This is a genomic window from Streptomyces sp. NPDC048288, from assembly GCF_043201555.1.
GTDB lineage: Bacteria > Actinomycetota > Actinomycetes > Streptomycetales > Streptomycetaceae > Streptomyces.
In genome coordinates, this window is sequence record NZ_JBICZD010000038.1 from 1 (window position 1) to 1,574 (window position 1,574).

A 1,574-nucleotide genomic window follows, 5' to 3' on the forward strand; every position below is an offset into this window, starting at 1 on the left:
GACCTGCATACACATCCGCCCCAGCGCCGTCATCGAGAGACGCGTGGAACAGCAGACCCTCCTGGAGCGGGGACAGCGACCACACATCCTCCAGAGCGGGCACCGCCGACTCCAGCTCCTCCACACCCTCCTGGGAGAGGGAAACCAGCGAGAAGTCGGAGGGGGTGTGACCGCCGGCCTGGGGACCGGCGGTGTGCGCGGCGAGGCCGTTCAACAGCCCGAGCCAGGCCCGGCCCACCTCCTCCACGTCGGTTTCGTCCAGGAGCGCGGCGGGCCAGCTCAGGGTGAGCGTCAGCTCCGGGCCACTCGCGGTGTCCGCGACCACGGCACCCGCAGCGAGCGCGTGCAGCACCGGCATCCCCGGATCGGCAGCGCCACCGACGGCCGTGTCCCCGGCCGTCTGCCAAGGCTCGACCAGGCCCGGCTCGGCACCACCGGCGGCCGCGAACCGGCCCAGATAGTTGAACCCGACCTGCGGCACCGGCAGGGCCTCCAACACCGGCCCTGTCTCCGGGTTCAGGTGACGCAGCAGGCCATGGCCCAGCCCGTCCCCGGGCACCGCCCGCACCTGCTCCTTCACCCGCTTGAGCAGGTCGCCGGCCGCCGCACCACCGGCCGTGGCCTCCGCCAGATCCACGCCGAAGGCATCGACGCGGACCGGGTGGGCCGCCGTGAACCAGCCCACCGTCCGCGACAGGTCCATGCCCTCCGACAACGGCTCACGCCCGTGGCCCTCGACCTCCACCAGGAACCCACCCGGCACAGCCGACCGCGTACGCCGGCCCGCCACCGCACCGGCCAACGTCGCCAACAACACCTCGTGCAACCCGCAGTGGAAGACCCCCGGCACGTCGCCGACGAGCACCGCGGCCTCACCCACCGGTACCGACCAAGTACGGTGGCGCAGCGTCGCGACCGTGTCGGTCACCGGGTCCAGCGGACGGTGGCCGATCAGCGGTTCCCCGCCGCCGGTCGTCCCGGCGGCCATGTCGACCCAGGCGTCCAACTCGCCCACCCGCGCCGGACTCTGTGCGGCCCGCCGCAGTCCCTCCGCCCAGGCACGGAACGAAGTCGGCGCCGGTGCGAGGTCCGGCCGCCGGCCCGCGGCCGCTGCCTCGCACGCGTTCTGCAGGTCGGGAACCAGGACGCGCCACGACACCCCGTCGACCGCCAGATGATGAGCCGCCAGCACAAGCCGACCGACCCGGCCCGGCCCGGCATCCACCCACACCACCTGCACCATCACCCCGGCCGCCGGATCCAACCGCGTCACCGCCTCCCGAGCGGCATCCACCGCCACCCGGTCCAACCCACCCTCAGCAACCCCTGCGGCATCCACCCGAGCCACCAGCCCGGACACATCGACCTCACCCACCTCCGGAACCACCAACACCTCGTCATCCCCGGCCCGGGCCCGCAGCATCCCGTGAGCCCGCAGCAGCGCCTCCACGCCTGACGCCAGCACATCCACACCCAGCCCGGCCGGCGCACCGATCACCGTCCACTGCGCGAAACCGGGCCGCAGCACGTCCTCACCCATCGACCTCATCAACGGCGTCCACGGCACCTCACCG

1 protein-coding gene is annotated in these 1,574 nt (G+C 73.2%); it reads right to left on the reverse strand.

Annotated elements, in window-relative coordinates; all coding sequences use genetic code 11:
• On the reverse strand, positions 1-1,549 hold a 1,549-nt coding region (locus ACGFZS_RS49710; protein ID WP_393800830.1), incomplete at its 3' end, for a condensation domain-containing protein.
• Positions 1,550-1,574: the final 25 nt, after the last annotated feature.